The sequence below is a fragment of the Exiguobacterium sp. s127 genome (assembly GCF_018618695.1).
GTDB lineage: Bacteria > Bacillota > Bacilli > Exiguobacteriales > Exiguobacteriaceae > Exiguobacterium_A > Exiguobacterium_A oxidotolerans.
On record NZ_JACSMO010000003.1, the window covers coordinates 263,040 to 286,660 of the forward strand.

The 23,621-nt window shown below is 46.2% G+C and carries 24 protein-coding genes; 18 read left to right on the forward strand and 6 right to left on the reverse strand.

Annotated elements, in window-relative coordinates; genetic code table 11:
- The 4 genes from KNP98_RS06380 (at nt 1) to KNP98_RS06395 (ending at nt 5,337) form a co-directional block, all read left to right on the forward strand.
- Nucleotides 1-3,600 (forward strand): pyocin knob domain-containing protein, encoded by a 3,600-nt coding sequence (locus KNP98_RS06380; RefSeq protein WP_214810958.1) that lies wholly within the window; start codon nt 1-3, stop codon nt 3,598-3,600.
- 149 nt (nt 3,601-3,749) lie between these two features.
- Entirely contained in the window at nt 3,750-4,268 is a 519-nt protein-coding gene (locus KNP98_RS06385) for a phage holin family protein (RefSeq protein ID WP_214810944.1), read from the forward strand.
- Entirely contained in the window at nt 4,268-4,951 is a 684-nt protein-coding gene (locus KNP98_RS06390; RefSeq protein ID WP_251135144.1) for a peptidoglycan-binding protein, read from the forward strand. The genes KNP98_RS06385 and KNP98_RS06390 overlap by 1 nt, the downstream gene beginning before the upstream one ends.
- 140 nt (nt 4,952-5,091) lie before the next feature.
- Entirely contained in the window at nt 5,092-5,337 is a 246-nt protein-coding gene (locus KNP98_RS06395; RefSeq protein ID WP_214810946.1) for a phage holin, read from the forward strand.
- A 13-nt stretch (nt 5,338-5,350) separates the two neighbouring features.
- Here the strand turns inward: KNP98_RS06395 and KNP98_RS06400 are convergent, their stop codons facing one another.
- The 4 genes from KNP98_RS06400 to KNP98_RS06410 form a co-directional block, all read right to left on the reverse strand.
- Complete coding sequence (locus KNP98_RS06400; RefSeq protein ID WP_214810948.1) at nt 5,351-6,145, reverse strand: hypothetical protein; 795 nt, start codon at nt 6,143-6,145, stop codon at nt 5,351-5,353.
- A gap of 202 nt (nt 6,146-6,347) precedes the next feature.
- Nucleotides 6,348-6,548 carry a hypothetical protein gene (locus KNP98_RS06405; RefSeq protein WP_214810950.1) on the reverse strand — a complete coding sequence of 67 codons (201 nt, stop codon included), beginning with the start codon at nt 6,546-6,548 and terminating at the stop codon, nt 6,348-6,350.
- Nucleotides 6,549-6,782: 234 nt separating this feature from the next.
- The gene (locus KNP98_RS16170) at nt 6,783-6,908 is read right to left on the reverse strand and encodes a hypothetical protein (RefSeq protein ID WP_285801383.1); all 126 of its coding nucleotides are present in this window, start codon (nt 6,906-6,908) and stop codon (nt 6,783-6,785) included.
- A gap of 119 nt (nt 6,909-7,027) precedes the next feature.
- Entirely contained in the window at nt 7,028-7,321 is a 294-nt protein-coding gene (locus KNP98_RS06410) for a DUF1798 family protein (RefSeq protein ID WP_088837309.1), read from the reverse strand.
- 74 nt (nt 7,322-7,395) lie between these two features.
- On the opposite strand from KNP98_RS06410, the gene recU reads away from it, so the two are divergent.
- The 7 genes from recU to KNP98_RS06445 all read left to right on the forward strand — a co-directional run bounded on the left by recU (nt 7,396) and on the right by KNP98_RS06445 (nt 15,797).
- Complete coding sequence (recU, locus tag KNP98_RS06415; protein WP_204251435.1) at nt 7,396-8,010, forward strand: Holliday junction resolvase RecU; 615 nt, start codon at nt 7,396-7,398, stop codon at nt 8,008-8,010.
- A 32-nt stretch (nt 8,011-8,042) separates the two neighbouring features.
- On the forward strand, nt 8,043-10,667 hold the full coding sequence (locus tag KNP98_RS06420) for a transglycosylase domain-containing protein (RefSeq protein ID WP_214810952.1): 2,625 nt from the start codon (nt 8,043-8,045) through the stop codon (nt 10,665-10,667).
- Nucleotides 10,668-10,773: 106 nt separating this feature from the next.
- On the forward strand, nt 10,774-13,038 hold the full coding sequence (locus KNP98_RS06425) for a DEAD/DEAH box helicase (protein WP_214768560.1): 2,265 nt from the start codon (nt 10,774-10,776) through the stop codon (nt 13,036-13,038).
- Nucleotides 13,035-14,234 carry a ribonuclease H-like domain-containing protein gene (locus KNP98_RS06430; RefSeq protein ID WP_088837305.1) on the forward strand — a complete coding sequence of 400 codons (1,200 nt, stop codon included), beginning with the start codon at nt 13,035-13,037 and terminating at the stop codon, nt 14,232-14,234. The genes KNP98_RS06425 and KNP98_RS06430 overlap by 4 nt, the downstream gene beginning before the upstream one ends.
- A complete protein-coding gene (locus KNP98_RS06435; RefSeq protein WP_088837304.1) occupies nt 14,231-14,791 on the forward strand; it encodes an SLOG family protein in 561 nt (186 codons plus the stop codon). The genes KNP98_RS06430 and KNP98_RS06435 overlap by 4 nt, the downstream gene beginning before the upstream one ends.
- Before the next feature lie 5 nt (nt 14,792-14,796).
- Nucleotides 14,797-15,105, forward strand: a complete 309-nt coding sequence (gene gpsB, locus KNP98_RS06440) for a cell division regulator GpsB (RefSeq protein WP_088837303.1) — start codon at nt 14,797-14,799, stop codon at nt 15,103-15,105.
- A 134-nt stretch (nt 15,106-15,239) separates the two neighbouring features.
- Nucleotides 15,240-15,797 (forward strand): nuclease-related domain-containing protein, encoded by a 558-nt coding sequence (locus tag KNP98_RS06445; protein ID WP_214768559.1) that lies wholly within the window; start codon nt 15,240-15,242, stop codon nt 15,795-15,797.
- 35 nt (nt 15,798-15,832) lie between these two features.
- Here the strand turns inward: KNP98_RS06445 and KNP98_RS06450 are convergent, their stop codons facing one another.
- Together KNP98_RS06450 and KNP98_RS06455 are read right to left on the reverse strand one after the other, a co-directional pair.
- Nucleotides 15,833-16,153: a hypothetical protein gene (locus KNP98_RS06450; protein ID WP_088837301.1), complete on the reverse strand. Its 321-nt coding sequence runs from the start codon at nt 16,151-16,153 to the stop codon at nt 15,833-15,835.
- Between the two features lie 32 nt (nt 16,154-16,185).
- Nucleotides 16,186-17,760, reverse strand: coding sequence for an FAD-dependent monooxygenase (locus tag KNP98_RS06455; RefSeq protein ID WP_088837300.1), 1,575 nt, complete (start codon nt 17,758-17,760; stop codon nt 16,186-16,188).
- 81 nt (nt 17,761-17,841) lie between these two features.
- Between KNP98_RS06455 and yvfG the strand changes: the two genes are divergently transcribed.
- The 7 genes from yvfG (at nt 17,842) to KNP98_RS06490 (ending at nt 23,517) form a co-directional block, all read left to right on the forward strand.
- Nucleotides 17,842-18,072, forward strand: a complete 231-nt coding sequence (gene yvfG, locus KNP98_RS06460) for a protein YvfG (RefSeq protein ID WP_236549972.1) — start codon at nt 17,842-17,844, stop codon at nt 18,070-18,072.
- A complete protein-coding gene (locus tag KNP98_RS06465; protein WP_214768558.1) occupies nt 18,069-18,680 on the forward strand; it encodes an NUDIX hydrolase in 612 nt (203 codons plus the stop codon). Before yvfG ends, KNP98_RS06465 begins: the two co-directional genes overlap by 4 nt.
- Nucleotides 18,681-18,740: 60 nt before the next feature.
- Nucleotides 18,741-18,950 (forward strand): hypothetical protein, encoded by a 210-nt coding sequence (locus KNP98_RS06470; RefSeq protein ID WP_029330566.1) that lies wholly within the window; start codon nt 18,741-18,743, stop codon nt 18,948-18,950.
- A 562-nt stretch (nt 18,951-19,512) separates the two neighbouring features.
- A complete protein-coding gene (locus KNP98_RS06475; RefSeq protein ID WP_088837298.1) occupies nt 19,513-20,241 on the forward strand; it encodes a 3D domain-containing protein in 729 nt (242 codons plus the stop codon).
- Between the two features lie 143 nt (nt 20,242-20,384).
- A complete protein-coding gene (locus KNP98_RS06480; RefSeq protein ID WP_088837297.1) occupies nt 20,385-21,113 on the forward strand; it encodes an ABC transporter ATP-binding protein in 729 nt (242 codons plus the stop codon).
- Entirely contained in the window at nt 21,113-22,630 is a 1,518-nt protein-coding gene (locus KNP98_RS06485) for an ABC transporter permease/substrate-binding protein (RefSeq protein ID WP_029330560.1), read from the forward strand. The genes KNP98_RS06480 and KNP98_RS06485 overlap by 1 nt, the downstream gene beginning before the upstream one ends.
- Nucleotides 22,627-23,517 (forward strand): diacylglycerol/lipid kinase family protein, encoded by an 891-nt coding sequence (locus KNP98_RS06490; protein ID WP_214804460.1) that lies wholly within the window; start codon nt 22,627-22,629, stop codon nt 23,515-23,517. The genes KNP98_RS06485 and KNP98_RS06490 overlap by 4 nt, the downstream gene beginning before the upstream one ends.
- Nucleotides 23,518-23,621 lie beyond the last annotated feature (104 nt).

The following is a 23,621-nucleotide window of genomic DNA, read 5'->3' on the forward strand; positions in this document are numbered from 1 at the left end:
ATGCCATTTTCTAAACCACTTCCGGAATGGAAGAACGCCGGAACGAAACCACCGCAGTCCAAGATCGATGCAGGATGGGCAATCGGCGACAAACCACCTGCCGCATGGTGGAACTGGTGGATGTACAACTCATACTATGCCTTGCAAGAATTACAGATTAGCGCCGTCCATACCGAGAAGCTCGGAGTCGCCAGCGGAGTCGCTACGCTTGGAGCGGACGCCAAACTGACTGCCGCACAGCTCCCCGCGATCGGTTCGGCTCAAATCACGGACGGCTCCATCCTGAACACGGACTTGTCGACGGACGTGAAGGTCGGCTCACTGGCAACGCTCACGACGACGACCAAGACATCCGTCACGGCTGCCATTAACGAGGTCAAAGCATCCGATGATCAAAAAGTACCACTCTCTCAAAAAGGTGTAGCAAACGGGGTGGCAACGCTCGACAGCACGACGAAGGTTCCGGTCGCACAACTGCCATTCATCCCGACGGCAAACCTCACGGACGGCTCGGTGACGGACGCCAAGCTCGCAACCGATGTAAAGGTCGGTTCACTCGCAACGCTCGTCACAAGCGCCAAGGGAAGCGTCGTCCTCGCGATCAATGAAGTCGATAGTGACCTGACGAACCACAACGCGGACAATGTCCGACATATCACAGGTCCGGAACGTGCGACATGGAACGCCGCACAGCTCAAGAAGTTGACAGAGGCAGGCGGATATTCGCAAGACAAATCAACTGCCGACCTCAACACGATTAAAGATACGGGATTCTATTACGGATCAAGCATGACAAACGGACCAACCGGAACCGTCACAGGCTGGCTCTTGGTTCATGCGGTCAATGCGAACTATACGACGCAGGAGTTTGTGATCAACACGAACACAGCGGCGGGAAACCGAAAGTTTTGGCGTGTCAACTTCAACGGGGTTTGGAACGCATGGAACGAGGTCGAAACGACGACAGGCGCTCAAGCGAAAGTCGATGCGCATGCATCAGACGCCGTCAAGCACATCACCGCTCCGGAACGTGTGACATGGAACGCAAAAGCCAGTACAGCCGTCGCTACGACTTCGGCAAACGGTCTGATGAGCTCGACCGATAAGTCGAAACTCGATGGAGTGGCATCCGGCGCACAAGTGAACCAAAACGCCTTCTCGAATGTCAAGGTAGGTACAACGACGGTCGTCGCCGACGCTCAAAGCGATACGCTTGAATTGATCGCTGGAAACAATATCACGCTCACTACGGATGCCGTGAATGATACGGTCACGATCACCAACTCGACACCGGATGCAACAACATCCGTCTCCGGTCTCATGTCCGGCGCTGATAAGACGAAATTGAACGGCGTATCGAACGGGGCAACGAAGACCGTCAACAGCGCAACAAACGGTAACATCAACATCGACGGTACGGATCAGGTCGTCTATGCTCACCCGACGACGCATCCACCATCGATCATCGCTCAAGATGCCAGCAACCGATTCGTTAGCGATACGGAAAAAGCATCCTACGCGGCGAAGGAAACGCCAACAGGCGCACAGACGAAAGCGGACGCCGCTCTGAATGCCGCGAAAGCCTATGCAGTCAACATGGCGACGACAGGAACGACAACCGATCCGAATGCGACGCTCGAAGGGTACATCCTCACGAACCACGTCAACAGTCCGGGTCTTGGATTGTACTGGCATATCGAAACGCGGTTCTATTCGTCCGTCAGTGCCACAGCCAACCGGAGTCAGACGGCACAGGCATACAATTCAAGCAATCCGCGGTTGTTCATCCGAAACTATTATTCTAGTTATGGATGGAGCGCATGGAACGAGCTGGCTCACACGGATCTCGCGACATCGGCTCTCGATGGCTTGATGAGAAAAGAGGATAAGTCAAAGCTCGACGGGGTCGCCTCCAATGCGAACAACTATGTTCATCCAGCAGGAGACGGAAACCTTCATGTACCCGCGACCGGAACGACAAACAACGGAAAATTCCTCGAAGCCGGAGCGACAGCAGGATCACTCGCATGGGCGAACATCGACTGGACGGACATCGTCAACAAGCCAGCTACCTATACACCATCCTCACACGGTCACACGATTGCAGAGGTCACAGGCTTGCAAGCGGCACTCGACGGGAAATCCGCGACGTCTCACGTCCACGCAGATGCGACAACAACGGTCTCCGGCTTCTTGAGTGCAGCTGATAAAACGAAATTGAACAGCATTTCGACAGGTGCGACGAAAGCGGCGAACAGTGCCACGAACGGGAATATCGCAATCGATGGCGCTCAAGTCACTGTCTATACGCATCCGGCGACACACGATGCTTCTATGATCGTCGAGAGCGCGACCAAACGTTTCACCTCTGATACTGAAAAAGCGGCTTGGAATGCCAAAGCAAGTACAGCAGTAGCGACTACATCGGCAAACGGTCTCATGAGTGCAACGGACAAAACGAAACTCGACGGTGTATCAACTGGAGCAAACAAGGTCGTGAACACCGCGAACAACGGTGAAATCTCAATCGATGGCACAGCGGCGCAAGTGTACACGCACCCGACAGGAGACGGAAACTTGCACGTACCCGCTACTGGAACCACTCGAAACGGTCAGTTCCTTAAGGCAGGTGCGACAGCGGGTTCACCAGCATGGGCGGCACTCACGACAGCTGACATCTCCGGACTGCAAGCACAGCTCGACGCTCCGCAAAAGGTCAAGCTCACGCAAGACAGCGGATCCGCGAAAGTCGTGTCTGGTACCGATCTCAACACGGTTTTATCGCCGGGGATTTACAACATCCCGATCAGTAGCGGATTGCTCAACCGTCCGTTCAACTCGAACGACTTGGCGATTCTCGAAGTATGGGGATCAGACACGACAGGTAACTGTGTCCAGCGCTTCACGAACCTCTCGAACGACTGGGCGGCGAAAGTCTATACCCGTGTTTGCCGAGGTGGCGTTTGGACGGCTTGGAAACAGACCCTCTACACAGAGGACGCACAACTCTTCAAGCTCACAGGGGATGACGGGTACACTGCCGGAATCAACGGATATGACCTGAACGGTCTCACGTGGTCCGGTTTCTTCTACGGGAACAACCTGACCAACAGTCCTTCCGGAAACAGCAACTATCATCGTATTTGGGTCATGATGAGTAGTTCCACATCAGGCATCCAAGTCGGTTTCGATAACATCGGTCGGATGTGGAGCCGATCCATGACAGGCGGTACATGGGGTTCATGGGTTGAACTTATGACCACGGCGCCATCTTGGTCAAACCTCTCTCTTTCGAATGGTGTGGTCGAGTACGGTACTGCTTGGACACCGCAAGTCGTAAAAATCGGGAACATGGTCCACATGCGGGGAGCCGTCAAGAACGTTACTGCAGCTGATACGATCATCGCCACACTGCCGGCGGACTACCGACCAATCGGACAGGCGCACATCTTTTCTCAAGCTACGACAACCATTGGCGGGGCTCGTTTCGCTCGCTGGCAAATCAACAACAGTGGACAAATTTCGATGCAACGGACGAGCGACAACGCTCAAACGGCAGGCGATTTCTTCCCGATCAGTACATCGTGGATGGTCCTATAAATTGAAGAGTTAAGACAACTCAAAAGTAACTCTATTGTTGCTTTTTTGACATATAGCAGAATTGTTCTAAAAGATGAATAAGATACGAAAATGGTTTCAAGTAACTTTGTTTACCTGAGTTAGTATCTATAAAGAAAGTGAGTGGACCTATGAAGACACATTATCTATTTGAAGGAGCTACTGCCGTATTAGGGACAGTTATTACAGCGTTGATGGGAGGATGGGATACTGCACTGAAAATTCTAGTGGTGTTAATGGTGGTTGACTACTTAAGCGGTTTTTTAGCTGCTTACAAGTTGAAAAAAGTCAATTCTGATGTAATGTTTTGGGGCGGCGTTCGAAAGGGCGTCGTTTTTATTGTGGTCATCATCGCGGTCTTGGTAGACGAACTGGTCAATAACGGCTTACCAATCATGCGGACGCTTGTTCTCTATTATTACATTGCACGAGAAGCATTATCCGTCACTGAAAATTTTGCGCTACTCGGCGTTCCGTTGCCACAACAACTGGTGGATGTATTGACGCAACTTCAGGAAGAGAAACAACCACGAGCAATCGATTCAATCATCGAGAACGCTGCAGCGGAAGAAGAACAGGTTACCCCCATCTCAAGCGAAGTAAGCATTGCAGAAGTGAAATTGGATGAAAAACAAAAGGAGGCAAAATAATGTTATACGATAAACGAAACCGCGCAACTTTGAACGAACTGGCACCAAATACAAAACGACTCGCACTCAAGTGGTACGAATTTCTCGTCAAGAACGGTATTGAAGTATTGGTGTACGACGCTCGTCGCACAGTAGCAGAACAAAAAGCCAATGTTGCATCCGGTGCATCACAGACAATGTATTCATACCACATTGTTGGCCAGGCTCTCGATTTTGTACCAGTCAAAGATGGTAAAGCAGTTTGGAATGGCTATAATGCTGCAAAAATTCAGAAAGCGATCAAAGAAGCGCAACGTCTCGGATTCACTTGGGGCGGGGACTGGGACTCTGACGGAAACCAATGGGATGAAACATTCATCGATTCACCACACCTGCAGTATGAATACAAAGGATATGGAACGGATAAGGTACTTGGATCCGCACCAACATCAAAACCTGCAGCTAAACCTAAGCCATCACAAGGTGATGGGAAAGCGATTGTACCGTATCCAGGCAAGCCGCTTTACAAAGGGGCAAAAGGAATGGTCAAAAAGGATATCGAACGCATCCAGCGTGCGGTTGGGGCGTCCGTTACCGGTAAGTACGACAAGCAGACGAAGTCAAAAGTCACCTCATACCAGAAGCGCAAGAAGCTCGATGCAGACGGAGTTGTCGGAAAAGTTACATGGGAACTAATGTTCTGAAATGATATGGAGAACGAAAGTCTCACAAAGGTTATACATTCAAACGCCTTGAAGATGGTTTTTTAAAACCTCAACGAAAGATCTTTGTATAACAAAGGTCTTTTTTATTCTCTTCAAACCAAACGAAACAGGGAATTCAGATGAATCAAAAAGCAATCGCCTTCGTACGCTTAGCTCTACCGTTATACGCCATGATCTATGCTTTGTTGCTATCACTCAGGTATAGCCCGATTTTATTCACGCCTGAAAAGATTGACGCCTTTATCACAGGTGCGATTGGTGTCATCGTTGCCTGGTGGAAGAACAATAACTTCAAACCGGAAGCACAGAAGATGCAGAAGGCGCTCGACGATAAGAAAGCCTACAACAAGCTGAAAGACATCTAACCCATGCCTACCCTCACGGGTGGGCTTTTTTGTCGTTCTTTGGTGGCTTTATATACTCGAAATCAACCCAAGTGTTAACTTCGGGACCACTTGTACGTACTTGTTTAGTACTTAATGTCATTAAATAGCGGTCTGTATGTTCAACATGTAATTGATCCTTGTATCGGAGCGTAACAATTACTTCAGGATTGTTGATATTAGGATTCGTTTTCCAATACTCGTCTAGGTATACATTGCTTAAAATTACAAAAAACTTTGGCAGGTGCATTTCACCGCTTTTATCGTTTTGAATTAGCGGGATATATTGAATGTAGGGAATGACTTCTACTTCTTGCTTTTCGTAAGCATTCGGGTTCTCAATCGGAAATTCATAGGCGATAAAATTAAAATGTTCTCTGCCGAGTTGTCTTAATTCAGGATCAGCTAATAAAAGCCGTACATTTACCCCATCGTAATCTCGAAAAGAATCAATTCCACCACGTAATTTAAATGAATACCTCACATCAAAAGCGTGAGTATTTCCAGTGTTAATAATAGGAACGGTAAAACGACTCATCTTGTACCTTTGCTTAAAGCGAAATTTAGTCATAATTTCATCGGTTTCCCAATCAGAGAAAATACTATCAATTTCAGTTGATACTCTATGGTTAAGTGGTACCAATCGTGGTCTATCAACTTGTTTCTTTTCCTCAATTTGATTATCCAATTGTTTGCTACTTATTTTAGCGGATTTTCTTGCCGATAGTGCAGCCCATAATGCGCCAACCGTTCCTCCAATTTGGATTACATCTTTGAACCATCCTTCCAACACATTCACTCCTCTGTTAGTTGACTACATACTTGAGACTAAATAATAAACTGGGAGATTACAACATTTTTTAAATGGGTAAATATGGATAATCAATGATATGATTAAGACTCCCCATAAGGGAATCCAGGGAGAGGTCGGGCGAAGTCAAGTGGGTGTGGCGACTGGAATTCGCGAAAGGGGACCTCCCCTTTCCCGTTTATTAGTCAAAAACAAAGGTAACTTGCTCATTCGTGATGGTATCTCGATTATTTGGAAGGACGACGTTGATTTTTTTCATGCACGACGTTTTGAGCAATAGATCAACTTGACTACCGGTCGTGAGTGTATCGACGACGCGTTTGATTTCAGTAACGTCCCCAGTGATCGCTAGCTGATTTTCTCCGAGTAGTAAAATCTTCATCTTTTTTTTGCCTCCCGTTCCCACGACGAGCTGCTGCACAATTATATAAATTTATGAGTATTTACCACCTATAGAATACTTAGAAACACAATGAGGTGTGCAATTTTTAATTGCACACCTCATTGCACACTTATAGTAAAAACGTGCGATTGCACACCTGATTTCACACTAGCAATACTTCTAAAAGTGACGCAGAATCAATCATGTTTGAGAACAGTTTCGCGTAACTTCCTATTATATAGTAGGCAATTGGAGTTTCCCCGTCTCATCGACGAACATGACGTATTTTTTCGCAGTGTTGTTCGACGCTCTAGGAATCATTTTTGATTCATGGCGCGAATTCGATTTAGGTGTTGCCAATCAGATTCCTCCTCGCGCGGTTCTACAGGACCAGTTGTAACTGTCTCCCACACTATACTGTGTACGACAAGTATACCAAGATTTCCTGCTAAAAAAAGTAAAACCTTAAGTGAGAGAAATCACTGCATCAGTTGATCGATATAGCGAACAGACTTAATCGTTTCATTGAAACGTTTTAAACTTGTTTTTGGTTGGAACGCCTGGACTGATAGTTGTTTCAGTTGATCGACGGCACTCTCGACCATCGCCGGGCGTAAATAAGGGCTGTTCTGCGCATTATGTTGCCAATCGGCGATGAGCACATCTGCTTGTTCGACGAACGGAATGACATCCTCGTTGAAGTCATATTCTGTTCCGGCGCGACCTGCTTGATAAATTTTTTCGATTTCTTGAAGTAACGGTTCAATTGTCATTTGTTTTTAACTACTCCTCTCGGCCGATACGATACAATCACATATCATGGTACAATAAACGCGATAGGAGGGGAATCGTTTTGAATTATCCGAACGGTAAAAAATTTCAAAAGCCTCTCGAACCTCATGGAACGACGATAAAAAAAGCACGCTCACAAGCATCGACGTTTTCTAATCGGGGGATGAAGCTTGAAAAATTGATTAATGAAAGCAATACGTTTTACTTGACGCATAATCGGGCAATTATTCACAAGAAGCCAACCCCCCTTCAAATCGTTCAAGTCGATTACCCGAAACGTTCTGCGGCTGTCGTGAAAGAAGCCTATTTCAAACAACCGTCGACGACCGATTATAATGGTGTCTATCGGGGGAAATATATTGATTTTGAAGCGAAGGAAACGAATCATAAAACCTCTTTTCCACTCAAGAACTTCCACCCCCACCAAATCGAACACATGCGACAATGCGTAGCACATGGAGGAATTTGTTTTGTCATCATTCGGTTCAGTATGTATAATGTGCAATATGTGCTTTCAGTCGAGCACGTGTTCCCTTGGTGGGAGCAATTAGAAACGGGTCGTAAATCAATTCCGCTCGACCAAATCGAACAACATGGTATAAAAATCAAGACAGGTGCGTTCCCTGCGATCGATTATCTCGAAGCAGTAGACGAATTATATTTCACTTGAGAAACTTACGGATTGAAGGAGAAGGATAGCATATGGAAAGAAGTCGTGTCGCACGTCGTGAAGAAACGAAGACGTCAACTAAACAATCGAATCGGACGAAACGTCCGAAAAAAAAGAAGTCCGGTGGTTCAGGTGGATCTGGAAAAGGTCCACTTTTTAAAAAGCTATTAATGATTGCAACCGGCTTATTCATCATCATGATGCTTGTCGGAGGTGGGTTTGCTGCGTATGCGATTGCCACTGCTCCGGAACTCGATGAGACGAAACTACGGGATGCGCTCCCGCTGAAAATTTATGCGAGCAACAAAGAGGAAATCAAACAGGGTGGAACGAGTCGCGAGTACGTCTCGATTAAAGAAGTTCCTGAAGTCGTCAAAGACGCCTTCATCGCGATTGAAGATCGACGTTTTTACCAACACAAAGGGATTGACTTCCGTCGTCTCGGTGGAGCGATCATCGCGAACATCACCGATGGATTCGGCTCGGAAGGGGCATCAACAATCACGCAACAGGTCATCAAACAATCGTTTTTAAGTTCTGAAAAAACAATCACACGGAAAGTACAAGAACAGTGGTTAGCGATTCGTCTAGAACAAGACTACACGAAAGATCAAATTTTAGAAATGTACTTGAATAAAAACTACTATGGTCAGAATTCGTTCGGAATTCAGACGGCTTCAAAAGCCTATTTCAATAAGACAGTCGATAAATTAGATTATGCAGAAGCAGCGATGCTTGCCGGATTGCCACAGCGTCCGACAGCATATGACCCGATTAAAGGGGATCCGAAGTTAACGAAGGGGCGTCAAACACAAGTATTAGATGCGATGTTGACGACAGGCGTCATCACGCAAAAACAACGTGACCAAGGAGTCGATCAACCGATTTCTAAATTGATTGATCCCGCTCCAAAATCGACGACAGATGCTTCGTACGATAGCGTCATCTTTGATATGGTCTCAAAAGAATTAGAAGATGTCTTTGGTCTTGAAGGAAAAGACATCTATGGCCAAGGACTCAAAATTTATACATCGATTGATAAACCGATGCATGATTATATGAATGAAGCCATTAAAGAAGACAAAGTCGTACAATTACCAGATTATGCCGAAGCTGCGGCCTCTGCCGTCAACACAAAAACGGGTGAAGTCTTAGCCGTCGTCGATGGAAAAAATCCAGGGGAAGACACGGCACGCCGTAACTACGCGAATGAACCGCACCAACCGGGTTCTTCTGCGAAACCCTTCTTCGCGTATGGTCCAGCGATTGAAAATGAAAAATGGTCGACAGCAAAACAAATCACGGACCAAGAAACGAAGATTAACGGCAAGACGATTCAAAACTATTACGACGGTTACAAAGGAACAAACACGATTCGAAACTGGTTGAAGATTTCAGCCAATACGCCGGCAATCCAAACGTTCCAAGAGATTGGTGGCGATGCGGTCGAATCGTTTGCTGCTAAATCTGGTTTGGCATTAGAAAAAGATGAATCAATTTCTCCAGCGTACGCAATCGGTGGGATGAAACACGGATTCAACACGACTGAGATGGCGGGCGCTTATGCGACACTCGGAAACGGTGGCGATTATGTGGAGCCACACATCATCAAGTCAATTGAGTACAGTGATGGATCAAAAATCAAATCACCAATCAAATCGAAAAAAGCGATGGAAGACTATACAGCCTATATGTTGACGGACATGCTTCGTGACGTCCTGAAGCCGGGCGGTACGTTCCCGACGGCTGGACTTTCATTTGATGCAGCAGGAAAAACCGGAACGACGAATGCCTATAAGGATGTTTGGTTCGTTGGTTATACTTCTGATGTCTCCATTAGTGTTTGGACAGGAACGACGACATCTGGAAATAATAACGGGATCGGCCTCGAAGGGCAAACCGAGAGTAGAATGGCACAAAACCTATGGAAAGATTTTGTGACCAAAACACGTGACCGGACACCAGCGCCGTTCGAACAACCAAGCTCGGTCCTCAGTATCGGTGACGAACTGTATGTGAAAGGAACGAAGGAGCCGGTCGTCGAAAAAAAGGCCGTACCAGCTCCGACTGGATTGCAAGCTTCTTACGATGAAGAAGCGCAGTCAGGTGAGCTGACTTGGAATTACAACGATTCAGCGTTGCGGACGAACGGATACGATAGCGTAACATTTGAAGTATCGATGAAAGATCCGGATGGCAATACATCGGTTCTTGGGACGAGTTCGACGAATCGAATTGGTATCAACAGTCTAAAACCAGGACGAACAGAGTTCACACTCGTCGCGAAAGCATCAGGAGAAGAGTCAGGTCCTGTTGCGACGTCAGTCACAGTCGCTGAACCAGAGACTGAGGAACCAGTGACGGATGAACCGACGACCGATGAACCGGCAACAGATGAACCGGCAACAGATGAACCGGCAACGGATGAACCGACGACAGACGAACCGACGACCGATGAACCGGCAACGGACGAACCGACGACCGATGAACCGACAACGGACGAACCAGCGACGGATGAACCGGCAACGGACGAACCGGCAACGGATGAGTCAGTCTCTACACAATCAACGGATGAAAAAGCAAAAGAAAATGATAAGAAAAAACAATCCGATAAAGAAAAGACGGACAAAAAAGAGGATTCCCAAAGCACGGAATAAGAAACAGAGGAATGAATTGAAGGTCAAGACTGAAGTGGCGAACCTGTCGCTACAGTCTTACCTCTTTTTTTTTGTATAATGAGTGAAGAAGGAAGGAAGTGAGTCGATGGAACCGAGACAATCACTCGTTACTTATTTAGAGGAATTAAAAGCTGATCGCGCCTTTATGGAGCGCGTCACATATATGAAGACGATGGAAGCTACAGCAGGACGGTACTCACCTTTTCCGGAACAGATGCCAAAACGATTACAACAAGCTATCAAAGCACGTGGCATCGATGCCTTATACCGGCATCAAGCATTAGCATTTGATCAAGTCATGGCAGGGAAATCGACGGTCATCGTCACGCCGACGGCTTCCGGGAAAACATATTGCTTTAATTTACCGATTCTCTCGCATCTACTGGAGCATCCGAACGACCGGGCACTGTATCTCTATCCGACGAAAGCTCTCGCACAAGATCAAAACAGTGAACTGCTCGAGTTGATTGATGAGCTCGAAGCACCGATTCGTTGTTTTACGTATGACGGAGATACGTCACCGACGATTCGGACGAAAGTCCGCAAAGCGGGGAACATCGTCATTACAAATCCAGATATGCTTCACTCGGGCATTTTGCCGCATCATACGAAGTGGATTGAACTGTTCGAAAACCTGAAGTATATCGTCATCGATGAGTTGCATACGTACCGTGGCGTCTTCGGGAGTCACGTCGCGAATGTCATCCGACGGTTACGCCGGATTTGTCACTATTACGGGAGTGACCCTGTCTTCATCATGACGAGCGCGACGATTGCCAACCCACAAGAACTGGCGGAACGGCTGATTGAGAAGCAGGTCAGTCTGATCGATGACAACGGTGCTCCGACCGGGCGAAAACATTTCATCGTCTATCAACCACCAATCGTCAATGCCCAACTCGGAATTCGACGTTCGGCGACACTCGAAACCAAACAACTGGCATCCCGATTCATCAAAAAGAAGTTTCAGACGATCGTCTTTGCCCGTTCACGTGTCCGCGTCGAGGTGTTGCTGACGTATCTACGCAGTTTGATTCGCCATGAACTCGGTCCGAAATCGATTGAAGGATACCGTGGTGGTTATTTACCGACGGAGCGACGTGATATCGAACGGCGTCTAAGAAAAGGTGAAATCACCGGCATCGTCTCGACGAATGCGTTAGAACTGGGCGTCGATATCGGTCAATTGCAAGTCTGTATCATGAATGGTTATCCGGGAACGATTGCTTCGCTTTGGCAACAGGCCGGGCGTGCCGGAAGACGGCAAGATGATGCTTTAATCATCCTCGTCGCCTCGTCCGGGATGCTCGATCAATACGTGGCAGAACGACCGGAGTTATTTTTAAATCAATCACCAGAGGCGGCACGACTCGATCCCGATAATTTAATCATCGCCGTCGACCATATAAAATGTGCCGCATTCGAACTTCCGTTTCGGCAAAGTGAAAGATTCGGCACACTCGAGACGGAAGATATTCTCGAGTATTTAGTTGAAGAACGTGTCCTGCATCAGCGGGGAGAGCGTTTCTATTGGATGAATGATGCGTTTCCGGCACATGAGATCTCGTTACGCTCAAGTGATCAAGAAAACGTCGTCATCGTCGATCAGACGGAAGTCCCGAATCGGGTCATCGGTGAGATGGATACATTTAGTGCAATGACGTTACTTCACGATGAAGCGATTTACTTGCATGGGGCGGATCAATATCAAGTCGAGACACTCGATTTTGAGGAGAAAAAAGCGTTCGTCCGTGCCGTTGATGTCGATTATTATACCGATGCTAATTTTTCAGTCGATTTGTCTGTCCTTGAAGAAGATGAAAGCTATTCGAATGATCTGTTTAGTGTGGCCCGTGGTGATGTCAGTGTTCGTGGGATGGCGACGATGTTCAAAAAAATTAAGTTCGGTACCCACGAAAACATCGGGTCTGGTCCGATTCATTTACCTGAACGGGAAATCCATACGACAGGCGTCTGGTTTACGTTGCCTGCTACATCTGCTTCCAGTACGGAGCTCGAACAAGTACTGGAAGGGGTCGCGAACAGCCTACGGCGTGTGGCACCTCTTTATTTAATGTGTGACGCGAGTGATGTTTTCGTCGTGCCGCAAGTCAAGGCGACACACACGCAGAAACCGACCATCTATTTGTATGACCGGTATCCTGGAGGGGTCGGCTTAGCTTCTTCAATCTATAAACAACGGAGCATCATGTTACGGGCAGCACGCGACTCGATTGAGACATGTCCCTGCCTTGACGGTTGCCCGGCCTGTATCGGCATGGTCGGTCTCGCAGACGAAAAGGAGCGGACGATTCAGATGTTGACTGAGATGGAAAGGGAGTTAACATGAAAAATAAATTAAGACGAATGTTAAAACCGACGAATCAGGAGAGTGGACAACGGCAAACGATAGAAAAGACTTCGACGCACGCCGTCGATCCGAAGATTGCGAACGAACAAGCCGCCTGGGTGGAGAAGGGGGCGGAAATTTTAACGTTCGAAGATGAGTGGATCGTTCGAATCGATCAGCGCTATCCACTGACAGAAAGCCATGGACACCGGACGTTTGGTGCCGGGTACGAATCACTCCAACTACCGCATCCACCACTCGCGCTCGATGTCCCGCTCGAACAGATCATCTTTTTCGATACGGAAACGACCGGTTTACGTGGAACGGGGACAACGATTTTTTTGATGGGGTTCGCCCGTTTTGAACAAGGCGAGCTATTGATGCGGCAATACTTCCTGCCGCATCCGCACTATGAAGCAGCTTTTTATCATCACTTTTTGACTGATATCGGAGAAGACGTCCGATTCGTCACCTATAACGGAAAAAGCTTTGATTGGCCGCAAATCAAGACGCGACATGTCTTCGTCCGTGAACGTGTACCGCGTCTGCCGAAAGTCGGTCACCTGGATTTACTCCATGTCTGTCGGCGGATTTTTAAAGGGTTATCCGATTCGTACCGTCTGACAGCGATGGAAGAGCAAATCGGATTTGAACGAGCGGGTGATTTGCCAGGATTTTTAGCCCCGATGCATTACTTTCAATACGTCGAACATCAAAATCCGTCCATCATGGATGGCGTCCTTGAACATCACCTGCATGACTGTCTGACACTTGTCAGTCTGTACGATGAATGCAATCATCTCGTGACCCATCGAAAAGAGGTATCACCTCGAATTGGGGAAAACATTGCCGTCTGGTTAGCCGATTTAGGCATCAATGAGCAATCGGTCGAGCATTTTCATCAGGCAAACGATCTATCGGCAGAAGGTTGGTTACGGCAAGGACTTCTGCACAAAAAAATGAAACGGCATCAGGAAGCAGTCAACTGCTTTGAAAAGAGTGAGACATTCCGCGGATACATCGAGTTGGCGAAATGGGCGGAGCACATTGCAAAAGAGCCACAGCTTGCTTATGATTATACTGAGCAAGCAAAACAACTGTTAGAAGGACAGGTGTTACTAACAACACGGCGGGAACGTTTGACCGCTGAACTTACACATCGGAGCAATCGGTTACAAAGGAAGTGTCAAGAATGAAAGTCGTTGCCATCACGGGTTATAAGCCAACTGAACTAGGAATTTTTGATCAAAAACATCCTGGTATTCCGGTTATCAAAGCGGCGTACCGCGAACGCTTGATTCGACTCATTGAAGACATGGGGACGACATGGTTCGTAACAAGCGCGACTCCAGGCTGTGAACTGTGGGCCTGTGAAGTCATCTTAGAACTAAAAGCAGACTATCCGGACATTCGTCTCGGGATTTTATTGCCCTTTTTAGAGCAAGAGGCTAAATGGAAGGAACCTGTACAAGCTCAGTATTTAGCGGTACTGAACCAGGCGGACTTCGTCGATGCAATCAGCCAAAAGCCTTATGAGAATCCGAGTCAGCTTCGTAACAAAACGGAATTCATGATTGAAAAAAGCCAAGGTCTGTTATCCGTTTTTGATGAAGAACACGGTGGCTCAGCGAAGTATCTCGTCGAGCGTGCTAGAATAGAGATGGAACGGACCGATTATCAACTGTTCTTAATCACACAAGATGATTTATCGATGATGGAACAGGAACTGAACTATAATGATCAGTGGGAGTGAAGACGATGTATAAACCCTTATTGACAGCAGATGATATTTACAAAAAAGAATTTAAGACGGGCCTACGCGGTTACGTGATTGAAGAAGTGGATGGATATTTGGATCAAGTCATCAAAGATTACGAAGGATTCGAGCGCGAAATCGAGCGTTTGAAGAAAGAACTAGAAGCAGCAAAAGCGACGGCGCCGAAACCCGAAGAGCGAATCGTTGAGGCGGAAGCCCCAGTGTCTAATCCATCGAATTATGACATGCTACGCCGGATTTCAAATCTTGAAAAAGCTGTTTTTGGACGTCCTCACCAAGAAAATCAATAAACGTCAAGACATCTACTTAAAAAGAAGTGGATGTCTTTTTTTGTTACGAAATTCCCCTGATTTTGAAAGCGCACACCGCTTGTGCAAAAGGATGGTAAACTAACTAATAATACATAGACGTAAGGGGAGACAATATGTTACAGGTGATGGCAAAAAAAATGACACCTCTAGAAGACCGGCGTTTCTTTTCCTTTAAACGTTCAGTTCCAAGTAAGGTGAACGACTTAGAACTCGTCTGTGATCAAGTGCGACATATTTGTCGGTACGATTGGATGTTATTTGAAAACGTCGAGCTCGACCGCCGCATGAAGATTGAATTTGCCTTAATCGGGCCAAAAGGATTGTTTTTAGTCCTTGTCAATCAAGAGGCTGCTGTATTGCTAAGTGATCAAACCTATCACGTCGAAGACGAGCAACGTGTTCAACGGGTTGAACAACGGCACCCAGTAATAGAGGCACAACGCCTCACGAAACATGTCAGATCACTTTTAAAGGCGGAAGGCGTGTCGATTCCTGTTCACACGATGATAGTATTCAAACAAGCGCCAAAGTTGCGTATGACGCGGGTTAAGTTTCCGATTGGCCAGTCCTTTGCCGCCATCAAGCCATGGATCGCAAGACGACAAGGAACTCCTGTCACGGAGAAAGATCGTAAACAGGTTGCTTTTATACTGGCAAACCATCAAAAATAAGCAACCTCTCAACTTACGGAGAGGCTGCTTATTTTTTAACGTCTTTTTTTAGGTTGAGTGAGAAAACGTTCGACACGGTCGATATCTTCTTTAAGTGCATAAATTGCAACACGATCGGCTAAATCTTTACTGAACCTTCGGAAAAAGATAGAGGTTTTAACACCTCGTTCGAGCCGGACTTCAAAACCGGCATCCGCTAGTAGCTCGTAATCTCGATGAAGCTGTTCGCCTTTTTCTCCAAATTCTTCACCGACGAGGACCCAACGCAAAGACTCTTTTGTGCGACGGGCGACGATGATGATGAACAGAACAACTAGAACGATGATCAAAAAGTATCGTATATTCATAAACTCCATGGATCTTATCACCTCATACCTATCATACGTGCTTACCGGGCATAAAGTAAACGTTCAAGGTAGCGAGAGAAAGGTTTAATCTTCAAGCCTTGCTGACGATAAGCGATGTAGCCGTCTGGACGAATCAAATACAGACCACATTGCTTAATCCCGAACTTCCGTGCGAGTTCTCCCCCCTGGTCGACGACCCCGTCTTCTTTTAGCTCTTGATGAATCGAGACGGTCTCAAACAGGTCCGGATAGGAGTAGGCGAGTTCTTTATAAGGGGTCAGTTCTGATTCATCGGACTGACGCGGTAAAAAGAGCAGCAATAAGAAATTTCGATCAGCGCGACGTAGCAGTAACTCATTTTTTTTCGTCCGCGGATTTACAACTTCGCTGTACGGCATCGGTTCACCCGGTTTCGGTGCAAGTAAGCCAAATCTCCCTTGCGTGACAAACGTATCGGATGGATGATAGTTACTATTCAATTGAGCAATCCGGTTCGTCACGTAATGATGAAGCGGTGTGATTTTTAAACTGTTCCGAATGACTTTTTCTTGCAGAGGTAGTAAAAATGGCACATTGATTTGCAACAATTCAGTCGCAAGGTTCGTCGAACGTAAAATTCCACGTGCCGCTTCCCGCCGTTCCGTACTATAAGAGTCGAGCAACGGGAAACTTGCTTTAAACTCATGAACACACCAAAGCTTCCAGGCTAGATTCATCGCGTCTGCGATTCCCGTATTCATCCCTTGTCCGCCGACAGGCGAGTTAATATGCGCTGCATCACCGATTAAGTAAATCCGGTGGTGACCAAACTTTTCGATGATTCGATTGTGGACACGGAACATGGAATACCAATGGACTTTTTTAAGTTTAAAGGGTACTTTCGCCCGATTTTTAAGAAAGTCTTCAATCGCCGCATGATCTGTCGGTACGACACCGTCCGTTAAATTGCCCGTAATTCGAAATAAGTTTGATTGTAATGGGAACGACTCGATTACTCCATGATCGGAAAAGAAAATATGGACTTCTTCTGACGAAAGCGGCCAGTCGACTTCAATATCAGCAAGCGCCCAAGATTCCTTGAACGACTTGCCACTGAAGGGAAGTCCTAGTTCACGCCGGACGAAGCTGTTCGCACCGTCTGCGCCGACTACGAACGAGGCATCGACTGTCTCGACGACATTGTTTTTTCGAATCGATGCCGTGACGAATGTTGGAAATTGAGCGAAGCCGGTCAACTCGGTATCCCGTTCGACACGATGTCCGTAATCAAGTAGGCGTTGTTCAAGAATCCGTTCCGTTTCACTTTGAGGTAAGAGTGTTACAAATGGGAAAGGTGTATTCAAATCCGTAAAATCAAGTTTTGCTTGCCAAGCTCCATTCACATAGAGATTTCCTTGATTAATCTTAATCGCTTCTGCCATCAGTTCCTCGGCAACACCGAGACGGGCAAACAATTCAAGTGAGCGTGCTTGAATACCGATTGCCTTTGAGACGACAGATGGTCCGCTCGCTCGCTCGATGATCCGGAATGTTAAGCCATACCGTGAGAGCGCGAGTGCAAGTGTCAATCCGGTCGGTCCGGCCCCGATAATCAATACATCTATGTTTTTCTTCACGAATAAGCCCCCCTTATTTTACTTCTTAGCCAAAAGTAGCTACCATTAAACTATACACCTAGCGGCTAACCGCAAGAGAGGATGAGTCGGTTGAACGAACAGTTATTTACAGCAGACCGTTTAGTAGCGAATTTCAAAGAGTATATTCGACAAAATGAGGCATATATGACAAAGACACAAGCATTGAATGCGTATTATAAAGTCGTTTCGGGCTCGATTCTTGCAGACCGAATCGCGAAGAACGCCGATTTGATTGTTCGGATGCGTCACTTAGAGGAAGCGTATCAGAGAGTTTCGCAGGAAGGACGATGAATAATCCCGTATTCGATCAAATCAAAGATGTATTCAAATCGACAAGGGACAGCCTTCCGCGGCAAGCAGCAGCAGTTCTTGTCCCGTTAGTCGAACGCGACGGGGAAATCTGCCTCCTCTTTCAAGTGCGGGCAAAAACGTTACGTTCGCAACCCGGAGAGATTTCTTTTCCGGGTGGACGAATCGATGTCGGAGAACAACCGAAAGAAGCGGCAATCCGGGAAACGCGAGAAGAACTCAATGTGACAGTGGAAGAAATTGAAGTCATCGGGACGTTAGAACCGCTCGTGACACCGAACCGCTCCATCATCTATCCATACGTCGGAATCATACAAGCGAATCAAATTGATCCCTCTCCGGATGAAGTCGATCATATTTTTTATGTCCCGTTAAACGCACTGTTGAACGCGCGTCCGATTGAAGGAGAGATGGAATGGCGAATTCGCCCGGGGAAAGCGGTTCCGACAAGTCGGATGGCGAATCGGGAAGCTTATCTTGATCGGACGTACAAAGTCGTCGAACATTTTTATGAGCATGAGGACTACTTGATTTGGGGATTGACGGCAAAGATTCTTCGCCAAGTGTTGAGTATGATTTCACGATACTAGCTTTTTTGTGAGTTCTTTTATATGATTAGTACTATCTGAACGTGTCAGGAGATGATTGAGATGGAAGAAACAGAAGAGTTATTTGATTATATCGTGGGCGATATGGTCAAAACGAAAGAAGGATGGGTCGCGGAAGTTACGGCTGTATTAACAAATACGGTTGTCGGTGATCTCTCGCATACAAAAAACTTTGAATCACTTGGATTCGAATTTGAAAAACAAGTTCTCCTCAAATCAGAGATTGAATTGTTAGAACGTAAAACAAAATAACACGGGACCCGACAACATATTGTCGGGTTTTTTGTTTGATTGAACCACCTCCACTTCGCTTAGAGGTGGAGGCTTCCTGAGCTATTCAATCTATCGGTCGAAAATTGATCAGGCTAACCCCGTCGTCCCGACGGTGGACCGTTTATCTTGCCCGAAGACGATTCATCTCCTATTTACACGAGGAGTTCACCCTGAACGTTTAGAAGTGGGAGATGAATCGTCTGATTTTGAATAAATATTCAAAGCGTGGATGAAAAGTTATAAACAAATCAGTCATTTGATCGCTGAATCGATTGGATGACCTCAATTTTAAGAATAAATTAACAGAATTTCATGAACAATCGTAATCATTACAAAGACGTTACAAGAATAAAAAGATGACAGAACGGTAACAATCATAGAAATGGCTTGATATCAACGATAAGAGCATATTTTGAAAGCGTGTAACCATTTCGTTACTTTTTGACAGATATATTTCAAATGACCTTTTAGGGTTTTCATCCGCAAATTCATCATGGTAAGGTGTTCGAGCCGTTAAAGGCCGGAAAGGTTGTTTTGAAAGATGAAACTAAAACAGATCGTACTTACAATCATTTTTACTTTTACAGGACTTATTCTTTTACCACATATGCATACGGAAGCCGCACAAATTGGAATCGGGACGGAAAAGAAAATCGTCCAAAATCCGCTCCAGATGAAACGAGAGGCTATTCGATTGGAAAAAGAGAAGCAAGCAGCAAAACGAGCTGAAGAACAGGCGAAACAACGTGCTGCAGAACAGGCAGCGCAACAAGAACGTGAACGCCAGGCGAAAGCCGAGCAGGAAGCAAAGCAAAAAAAGGAAACATTAGAAAAGGCAGAAGCACAGAAAAAACAACAAGCACAAGACGAAGCGAAACGTAAACAACAGGAAAATCAAAAAGAAGCGGCATCGACTGTCGAACCAAAAAAAGTAGCTGCCAAAAATGAAACTGGTGGGCGCCAAGAGACATTTGAAACGACGGCTTATACGAATGATGCAGCGCTGAATGGTTCATATGATGGAAAAGTTTTAACGGCTTCAGGCTATGATGTTACACATACGATTCATTTTGAAGGCCGACGGATTGTTGCGGTTGATCCAAACGTCATCCCCCTCGGTACGAAAGTGCATGTTGAAGGATTTGGAGATGCGATTGCTCTCGATACGGGAGGCGTCATCCATGGGAAAATCATGGATTTAATGATGGAAACGGAACAAGAAGCAATCAACTGGGGCCGACGTTCGGTCCAAGTTACGATTTACGAATAAGACTAAAAGAGTCATCTCGACCGAACGTTTCGGTCGAGATGGCTCTTTTTTAATGAAACTGCTAAAAAATCAGGTTTTGGAAACACTGATTAAGGGGAATTTTACAAAGATAATAAAACAAATAGGAAACGGAGGGATCATCTGTGATTGAATTTAAAGAAGTCGGAAAAACTTATGCCGACGGAACAAAAGCGGTCCAAAATTTGAATTTTACAGTGGAAGAAGGCGAAATCTTTTGTTTGATTGGTCCATCTGGTTGTGGAAAGACGACGACGATGAAGATGGTCAACCGATTGATTGATCATACAGCAGGTCAGATATGGATTAATGGAGAGCCGATCATGTCGATTGATGAACATGAACTTCGCCGGAAAATCGGCTATGTTCTGCAACAAATTGCACTTTTTCCCCATATGACGATTGAAGAAAATGTCGCTGTCGTTCCGCAGTTGTTAAAGTGGGACAAGAAAAAAGTTGCGAAGCGCGTCGACACATTATTCGAGTTGACGGGTCTTAATGAAAATTTAAAAAAGAAATATCCAAGTGAACTATCGGGTGGACAACAACAACGCGTCGGCGTCATGCGTGCGCTCGCTGCAGAGCAAGATGTCATTCTGATGGATGAACCATTTTCAGCCCTTGATCCGATTTCTCGAGACCAACTTCAAAATGACTTGATTCGATTGAACGGTGAACTCGGTAAAACGATTTTGTTCGTCACCCATGACATGAATGAAGCGTTGAAGCTCGGCAGTCGCATCTGCTTGATGAACGAGGGCGAAATCGTATTTATCGGAACAAAAGAGGAAGTCTTAGCGAGTGACGATCCCTTCATCAAAGAGTTCATGGGACAAGTCAGGGGGACGATATGATGAACGGTTTAGTCGAAACGTTTCAAAATCGAAAAGAAGAGTTACTGCAGGCATTAATCGAACATATTCAACTTTCGGTCATTTCGTTATTAATCGCATGTTTGATTGCCATTCCTTTAGGCGTTTACTTATCACGAAATAAAAAAATTAGTGAATGGTCGATTGGTGTGACATCCGTCATCCAAACGATTCCTTCTCTCGCACTACTCGGACTGATGATTCCGCTTGTTGGAATCGGCACACTCCCGTCTGTCATTGCACTTGTTCTATATGCTCTTTTACCAATCGTCCGTAACACGTTTACGGGATTAGCAGAAGTCGACCCTTCAATTAAAGAAGCGGCCCGTGCCTGCGGAATGACACCGACGCAAAGTTTGTTGAAGGTTGAGTTACCGCTCGCTTTACCGGTCATGATGGCTGGTGTTCGGACAGCGATGGTTCTTATCATCGGGACGGCGACGATTGCTGCTTTGATTGGGGCAGGGGGACTCGGATCGATCATCTTGCTCGGAATCGACCGAAATGATAACAATCTCTTATTATTAGGAGCTATCCCGGCAGCCTTACTCGCGTTATTGTTCGATTTTTTATTACGTCAGACGGAAGTCGCCACAAAAAAACGGCAAACGAGCCGGATGGTCGTCGCCCTGGCCTTGATTGCGACACTGATTATCACGCCGTTCGCACTCGGACGGACGGAACAACCTGACTTGGTCGTCGCCGGGAAATTAGGGGTCGAACCAGAAATCTTAATGAACATGTATAAAATCGTCATCGAGGATGAAACGGACTTAAACGTCCAAGTCAAACCGAACTTCGGAAAGACGACGTTCGTCTATAAAGCCTTGCAATCGGGTGATATCGATCTGTACCCGGAATTCACAGGGACGGTCCTTGCTAGCTTAACGAATGAAAAACCGGTCTCAAATGATGCACAAGCGGTTTACGAGCAAGCACGAGATGGATTGGTCAAACAGGACCTCGCGCTTTTACCGCCGATGGACTACAATAACACCTACGCCATCGCAGTTCCGAAAAAAATCGCGGAACGGTATGACTTAAAAACGATTTCCGACATCAAGCGGGTTGCGAGTCAATTAACGGCAGGCTTCACGTTAGAGTTTAAAGATCGTCAAGATGGTTACAAAGGGATTCAAGAAAAATATGGTGTCAATTTTAAAGAAGTCGTGACGATGGAACCGAAATTACGATACAAGGCAATCGAATCAGGAGACATCGAAGTCATCGATGCCTATTCGACCGATCCGGAAATCGCGAAATATGACATGGTCGTCTTGAAAGACGATCAACAACTGTTCCCTCCGTATGAAGGGGCACCTCTGTTGCGCCAAGAGACGCTTGATGAGTACCCGGAAGTCGGGCAAGCATTAAAGAAATTAGATGGAAAAATCACGGATGAAGAAATGTCTAAAATGAATGAAGAAGTCGCCTATGGTGGTAAAACTGCCAACGAAGTGGCAAATAATTATTTGAAGAAAGAAGGAATCATTCAATGAAACTATTGATGATTAGTAACCCTTCCGCCGGGACGAACCGGAGTGGTCTTCTAGAAGATGTTATTAGTCCACTTGCGGAACAATTCAATGAAATCGTCATTAAGCAAACGAGTCGGGCAGGAGATGCACAGGAGTTTGCAGAAGAAGCGGGAGACTTCGATGCCCTTGTCGTCCTCGGTGGAGATGGAACCGTATTTGAAGTCATTAATGGATTAGCTAAACTGGAGACGCGTCCGATTCTTGGCATCGTGCCAGGGGGAACGTGTAACGATTTTGCACGGACACTCGGTTTACCGATGGTGCCGCGTCTTGCTGCAGAGATGATTGCGACCCAACAAATCGTCGAAGTCGATCTTGGACAAGTCAACGATACGTACTTCCTTAACTTTTTGGGTCTCGGATTAATTGCTGAAGCATCAATTGGCATTGATACAGAAGAAAAAGTCCGACTTGGGAAAATGGGGTATTATCTGTCAACCATCCGCTCAAGCTTGGATGCAAAACCGTTTGCCTACGAACTTGAATTAAATGAAGGGCAAAAAATGACAGGAGAAGCCGTTTTGATTTTAGCAGCGAATGGCGAGTCGCTTGGGGGAATTGAAACGAATCTATCGAACGGTGCATACAATGATGGGAAACTGGATTTAGTGATTGTCGATGAAGTCAACTTAGCGACAATCCGTGACGTGATCCTTCAAAAAATCGGACTGGCAAACGACCCATCTTTCACGCACATCTTAACGAGTGGTTTTACCTTAAAAACGGATTCTCCGAAAGTCATCGATACGGATGGTGAGAAGGCGCTGAACTCGCCTGTCGAGGTGAAGGTCTTACCGGAGTTCTTGAAAATGTACGCTGGACAAAATCGTAAACTAAATCGGACTTAACAAGATTGTATCAGGAGAGACAAAAAAGATTCGAAGAAGAATCCATGTCTCTCCTTTTTTAGTGTATAAGCTTTTTGTTTTAATACAAACATGCGAATATGCGG